The organism is Streptomyces sp. (genome assembly GCF_035563135.1).
Classification (GTDB): Bacteria; Actinomycetota; Actinomycetes; order Streptomycetales; family Streptomycetaceae; genus Streptomyces.
In genome coordinates, this window is the sequence record NZ_DATMVN010000477.1 from 1 (window position 1) to 6346 (window position 6346).

3 protein-coding genes and 2 pseudogenes are annotated in these 6346 nt (G+C 73.1%); 4 read left to right on the forward strand and 1 reads right to left on the reverse strand.

Annotation, left to right across the window (positions count from 1 at the left end; genetic code table 11):
• Nucleotides 1-62 precede the first annotated feature (62 nt).
• The 3 genes and pseudogenes from VN520_RS21030 to VN520_RS39840 form a co-directional block, all read left to right on the forward strand.
• On the forward strand, nucleotides 63-995 hold the full coding sequence (locus tag VN520_RS21030) for a LysR family transcriptional regulator (protein ID WP_325748484.1): 933 nt from the start codon (nucleotides 63-65) through the stop codon (nucleotides 993-995).
• Between the two features lie 128 nt (nucleotides 996-1123).
• Nucleotides 1124-2078, forward strand: a pseudogene (locus VN520_RS39680) (STM4015 family protein).
• Nucleotides 2075-4594, forward strand: a pseudogene (locus VN520_RS39840) (hypothetical protein); the annotation flags it as partial. The pseudogenes VN520_RS39680 and VN520_RS39840, both read left to right, overlap by 4 nt.
• 79 nt (nucleotides 4595-4673) lie before the next feature.
• Here VN520_RS39840 and VN520_RS21045 read toward each other — a convergent pair.
• Nucleotides 4674-5783 carry a citrate synthase 2 gene (locus VN520_RS21045; protein WP_325748487.1) on the reverse strand — a complete coding sequence of 370 codons (1110 nt, stop codon included), beginning with the start codon at nucleotides 5781-5783 and terminating at the stop codon, nucleotides 4674-4676.
• A 257-nt stretch (nucleotides 5784-6040) separates the two neighbouring features.
• On the opposite strand from VN520_RS21045, the gene VN520_RS21050 reads away from it, so the two are divergent.
• The coding region (locus tag VN520_RS21050) for a pyridoxine/pyridoxamine 5'-phosphate oxidase (RefSeq protein ID WP_325748488.1) at nucleotides 6041-6346 on the forward strand (306 nt) is incomplete at its 3' end.

The window sequence follows — 6346 nt, forward strand, 5'->3', positions numbered from 1 at the left end:
CGTGGCCAGGCACCCTCCAGAAGTCCAACAGATGCTTCTGATGGAAACTAGAATCTGTGGTCATGGACCTGAGGCAGCTGGAGTACTTCGTCGCCGTCGCCGAGGAGCGCAACTTCACCAGGGCGGCCGAGCGGGTGCACATCAGCCAGTCCGGTGTGAGCGCCCGGATCCGCGGGCTGGAGCGGGAGCTGGGCGCCGAGCTGTTCGACCGCTCGTCGCGCACCGCCGCCCTCACCGTCGCCGGGAAGGCCGCGCTCGTGCACGCCCGCGCCGCACTGGCCGCAGCCGAGGCGGTGGGGCAGGCGGTGGGAGAGGTCACCGAGCTGATCCGTGGCCGGCTCACCGTCGGAATGGTCATCGGCTGCACCGTCACCCCGCTGTTCGACGCCCTCGCCGCTTTCCACCGGGCGCACCCCGGGGTCGAGATCTCCCTGCTGGAGGACCACTCCGACCGGCTCGTCGAAGGGGTGCGCACCGGCGCCGTCGATCTGGCCCTGATCGGGACGCCGGCTCCCACCCCCGAAGGACTGGACGCCCTGACGGTCATCAGCGAGCGGCTCGTCGTGGCCGTCCCGGCCGGGGACCCCCTCACGCGGCAGCACCGGGTCACCCTGCGCGATCTGACCACACGTCCCCTGATCTGCATGCCTCCCGGAACCGGCCTGCGTACGCTGTTCGACCGCGCCTGCGCCGACCGGGGACTCCGGCCCGTGATCGCGTTGCAGGCCAGCGCGGCGGACGCCGTCGCGGACCTCGCCGCCCGTGGGCTCGGGGCCGCCGTCCTCAGCGCGTCCATGGCCGCGAGCCACGGCGACCGGCTCACCGCCCGCGTCATCGACGACGTCGAGACGCCGGCGCTGCTCGCGCTGGTGTGGAGGAGCACGGACAACCCGGCGCTGCGCGAGCTGCTCGTGCACAGCAGGCAGGCGTTCGCCGCGCCCCCGGGCGGCAGGGACGCCGACGGCGAGGAGGGTGAAGCGGCAGGCGGCGCGTGAACGCAGCTGCCGCCACCGGCCGCAGGAGAACGGGAGTGGCCGTCATCGGCGGGCAGGACAGCGGGAGTTGTCGTCACCGACTGGTAGAACAACGGGAGTCGTAACCGTTACGCCATCGAAGGACGACTGTGATCGATCGTGTCAGCCAGTTCCACGGCCTGCCCGCCCTTACCTTTCCGCAGTTCACCCACAGCGCGCCCCTGCCCGCAGCCGCCGATGCCGCGGCCTGGTGCGTCGAGCTCGGGGACAGCGGCGGCGACGAGGACTCGGACGCCTACTGGGAGCGTTTCCTCGCCACCATGCCGGCCGAGGACGTACGCGCGCTGATCACCGGCTACCCGTGGCACACCGAGCACGGCCTGGGCGGCATGCCCGAGAAGATCGTCGAGGCGAACTCCCGGCTCGTCAACCTGGAAGCGGTGTTCCTCGGCGACGTCGTCTCCGAACAGTCCGAGCTCTCCTGGATGGTGCAGTCCGACGTCACCACCGTCCTGGAGGCCTACCCACGGCTTGCGGGAGCTCGCGGTGCGGGGCAGCTCCGGCCTGAAGTTCCCGGCCGTGCGCCACGAGGCACTGCGCACCCTGCGCTTCGAGTGCGGTGGACTGCCCGCCGAGGTGGTGCGCGGCGTCCTGGCCTCCGACCTGCCGGCGCTGGAACACCTGGAGCTGTGGCTGGGCGACGAGTACTACGGCTGTGACACGACCCTGGAGGACCTCGCGCCGCTGCTGGAGGGCACGCGCTTCCCCGCGCTGCGGCACCTGGGGCTTCAGAACAGCACCTTCCAGGACGGGATAGCCGCCGCCGTGGCGCACGCACCGGTCGTGGCCCGCCTCGAATCGCTCAGCCTGTCGTTGGGGACGCTCGGCGACACCGGGGCACAGGCGCTGCTGAACGGGCAGCCGCTCACCCACCTGCGCTCGCTCGACCTGCACCACCACTACCTGAGCGACGCCATGATGCTGCGGGTCTGGGAGGCCCTCGAACCCGCGGGAGTACGGGTCGACCTGTCCGGGCGGGAGGAGGAGGACGAGGACGAGGAGGAGGACGAGGACGGCGGGCGCTACATCGCCGCCTCCGAATGAGCCCCCTCCCCGGACACCACTCCCGCGAAAGGCTTTCCGTGCCGCGCACCTCCGAGGGCTTCGACCCCGACGCCCAGCTCATCACCAGCGTCCAACTGGACCGCCGCGCACCCTGGCTGGCTCCCACCGAGCCCGTGCCGCCGTACCACCTCCTGCAAGCGGCCTCCACCACCGGCCGCAGCCCCGCCGAGGCCAGGGAACGGTTCACCGGGCTCGGCCACCAGGTGCCCACGCCCGAGGAACTGGCCGCGCTCCCGGCCGATGCCATGAAGCTGATCAGCTTCAACCTCGACGGCGCCCACCCCTGGGTCCGGCCGTACTTCGCCCCCCGCATGCGCGGCTTCATCCTCTGGGCGGCCGCCCAGCTGAAACGTCCGCCCGCCGAACTCGCCGCCCAGTACACCGCACTCGGCCTCCCGGTACGGGACCCCGGGTGGTTCCCCGCCTCGGTGGACGAGGACGACCTGATCCTGGTCAGCGACAGCCTGTCCGGCACGTGGCCCTGGTACGAGGAGACCGACCCCGCCACGATGCGGGGCCGCATCCTCCAGGCCGCCGAACGGCTGGAGGTGTCACCCGCCGAGGCCGCCGCCCGGTACGCCAGGCTGGGCTACCGGACGCCCGGCCTGGAGAACGCGCCGGAGCGGGCCGGCCGCCGCGAACTCCGCCTGGCCTCCCACCGGGTGGACGGCAGCGCCCCCTGGCTCGCCGACGACGCCCCCGTGCCGCTCAGCCGGATCCTCCTGATCGTCGACCGCACCGAGGGCGACACGAAGGATCCGGAGAGGACGGCGGACGCGGGCGCCCGGGCGTGCCGGGACCTCGCCGCACTCGGCTACCGGGTCGAGCCCGGCGTCGCGGCGCTCACCACCGACGACCTCCGGCTCGTCAGCCAGGAGATGGACGGCGCACCCCCCTGGCTGGACGAGGCCGAGCCCGTGCCGGTCACCCATGTCCTGCGCTTCGCGGAGAAGTACGGCCGCAACCCCAACGCGCTCGTCATACGGCTCACCGCCCTCGGGTACCGCGAGGTGCCCCAGGGGTCGCTGGCCGACCGGGTGGCCGCCGGGGAACTGGCCCTGGCCAGGACCATGCGTACGGACTGGCGCGGTGAGCGGCACAGCTGGCTCGGACAGGACGACCCCCAGTGGCTGCCCCACGTCCTGGAGGTCTCCGCCCGGACCGGGAGGCCACCCGCCGAGGTCATGGCACGCCTGCGGGCGCTCGGCTTCCGTCTCCCCGAGGCGGCACTGCCCTGCGAGGTCTCCGGCGAGGACGTACGCCTCGTGAGCAGGTCGATCGACGGTGAAGCGCCGTGGCTCGACCCCTCAGCCCCCGTGCCGGTCGCTCACGTCCTGCGGGCCGCGCACACCCTGGGGACGCCCGTACGCGGCATCCTGGCCCGGCTGACGGAACTGGGTCTCACCCGCCTGCCCACCGTCCCGGACCGGGCCGTCACGGAGGAGGACCTCCAGCTCGTCAGCACGGACGGCCGGGCCCGCAACGAGTGGCTGGGCAGCACCGTGCCGTACGGGCGGATCCTGTACGAGGCCGCCACCACGGGCCACGGCGTCCGGGAGACCGCGGACCGGTACCGGGAGCTCGGCTGCACCGGCCTCACCCTCCCGGACACCCCGCTGCCCGCCTCCGTGTCCCCGGAGGACCTCCTCCTGTTCCGGCTCGGGGAACACACCTGGTCGCCCCGCTGGCCCGACGTGGACGAGGAGATACCGCTCCCGCACATCCTGCTGCGGGCGAGCACCGAGGCCGTCGCGCCCGCCGAGATCGGCCGGCGCCTGCGCGCCCTGGGGTTCCGCAACCTTCCCGCCGCGCTGCCCGGCACCCCGTTCCCCGGCGACCCCGTCCTGGTCAGCGCGGCGCAGCGCCCCGCGAAGCCCTGGCTCGACCCGCACAGCACCGTGTCGACGGACCACGTGTGGGCGGCGGCCCGGACGCTGGGTGTCAGCCCGTACGACGTCGCGAACCGGCTGCTCGCCCTCGGGTACACCCTCCCGTTCACCCCGCGGCCCGAGGACCGCCTGATCCTCAGCCTCAACGCCGACGGCGGCGCCCCCTGGTCCCAGCACGCCGGCCTCGGGCATCTCCTGCTCGCCGCGAAGACCCTCGGCAGGACACCCGTCGAGATCGCCACCCGCAGGGCGGAGCTGGGCTGCGCCTGGCGCGACGTGCCGAAGACGCCGGGCTTCGACGACGAGGACATCCTCCTGCTCAGCGAAGGCCTCGACTCCCGGGCCCCCTGGCTCGCGTGGGACAGCACCCCGTCCCTGCTCCACGTGCTGCGTGCGGCACGGGCGACCGGCCGCAGCCCTCAGGAGACCGCCGGCAGGCTGGCCCGGCTCGGACACGCCGTCACCCTGTCCACGCCGGCCGGAACGGACGACATCCCCCTGCTGGAGGCCATGGGCCGGGTCCGGCACGCGCCGGAGGTCGAGCACGTCCTGACCCTCGCGAGCCGGACCGGCCGGAGTCCCGCCGAGGTGGCCGCGAACCTGACCGCGCTGGGCTTCGAGGTGCCGGCCGCCGCCTACCCGACCCGCCGGCCCGCTCCCGGCCCCCGGCCCCCGGCCGTCACCGTCAGTTGTTCAGGTCCGCGAGCTGGTCGTACCCGTCGATCGCGTGGGGGTCGCGCGGGCCCGGACCGACGTACGTCGCCGAGGGGCGCACCAGGCGGCCGGTCCGCTTCTGCTCCAGGATGTGCGCCGACCAGCCCGCCGTACGGGCGCAGCTGAACATCGACGTGAACATGTGCGCCGGGACCTCGGCGAAGTCCAGCACGATCGCCGCCCAGAACTCGACGTTCGTCGCCAGGACACGGTCCGGGCGGCGGGCGTGGAGCTCCTCCAGGGCCGCCTTCTCCAGGGCCTCGGCCACCTCGAAGCGCGGGGCGGCCAGCTCACGGGCCGTGCGGCGCAGGACGCGGGCCCGGGGGTCCTCGGCGCGGTAGACGCGGTGGCCGAAGCCCATCAGGCGCTCGCCCTTGTCCAGCGCCTGCTTCACGTACGCCGTGGCGTCGCCCGTCCGCTCGATCTCCTCGATCATGCCGAGCACCCGGGACGGGGCGCCGCCGTGCAGGGGGCCCGACATCGCGCCCACCGCCCCGGACAGCGCCGCCGAGACGTCCGCGCCGGTCGACGCGATGACGCGGGCGGTGAACGTCGAGGCGTTCATCCCGTGCTCGGCGGCCGACGTCCAGTAGGCGTCGACGGCCTTGACGTGCCTGGGGTCCGGCTCACCGCGCCAGCGGATCATGAACCGCTCCACCACGGACCCGGCCTTGTCGATCTCGCTCTGCGGGACCATCGGCAGCCCCTGGCCACGGGCCGACTGGGCCACGTACGACAGGGCCATGACGGCGGCCCGCGCCAGGTCGTCGCGGGCGGTCCTCTCATCGATGTCGAGCAGCGGTTTCAGGCCCCACACCGGTGCCAGCATGGCGAGGGCGGACTGCACGTCGACACGGATGTCGCCGGAGTGCACGGGGATCGGGAACGGTTCGGCGGGCGGCAGACCGGGGTTGAACGCCCCGTCCACCAGCAGGCCCCACACGTTGCCGAACGACACATGGCCGACGAGGTCCTCGATGTCGACGCCTCGGTAACGGAGCGAGCCGCCTTCCTTGTCGGGCTCGGCGATCTCCGTCTCGAACGCGACGACTCCTTCAAGTCCGGGTACGAAGTCGGACATCGGGCGGCTCCCTCGACTCGGCGGCTGCGGGGCGGCCACGAAGGCCGCTCCACGATACTGGCGGGTTACCACGACGCGGGGAAGGGTGACGTCCGGCACAGCGACCCGGCCCGCGGACCGGTGAGCGTGCCCCTACCCGCAGGGGATCCGGCCCGCTGCGGCAGGATGGCCCCGTGTCCACAGCAGATGCCACTCCGTCTTCCGCTTCCGCCTCCTTCCGCGTCCCGTCATCCGATTGCACCACCGATCCGGCCGTGATGCGCGAGCAGTACCGCTCCGAGGACTTCACCGAGAAGGACCTCTCCGCAGACCCCATGGACCAGTTCGCCCGCTGGTTCCGCCAGGTCGCCGGGGGCGGCGCGCTCCACGAGCCGAACGCGATGGTGGTCTCCACCGCGTCCCGATCCGGGGTTCCGTCGTCGCGGATCGTGCTGCTGAAGGGCCTCGACGAACGTGGTTTCGTCTTCTACACCAACTACGAGTCCCGCAAGGGCGCCGAGCTGCAGGCCAACCCGGCGTGCGCGCTGCTGTTCCCCTGGCACGGGGTCGAGCGGCAGGTGCGC

What these genes read in the sequence shown, in the direction of transcription:
- VN520_RS21045 (WP_325748487.1), bottom strand. Translation starts at nt 5,783, where the DNA reads ATGTCCGACTTCGTACCCGGACTTGAAGGAGTCGTCGCGTTCGAGACG.
- VN520_RS21030 (WP_325748484.1), top strand. Translation starts at nt 63, where the DNA reads ATGGACCTGAGGCAGCTGGAGTACTTCGTCGCCGTCGCCGAGGAGCGC.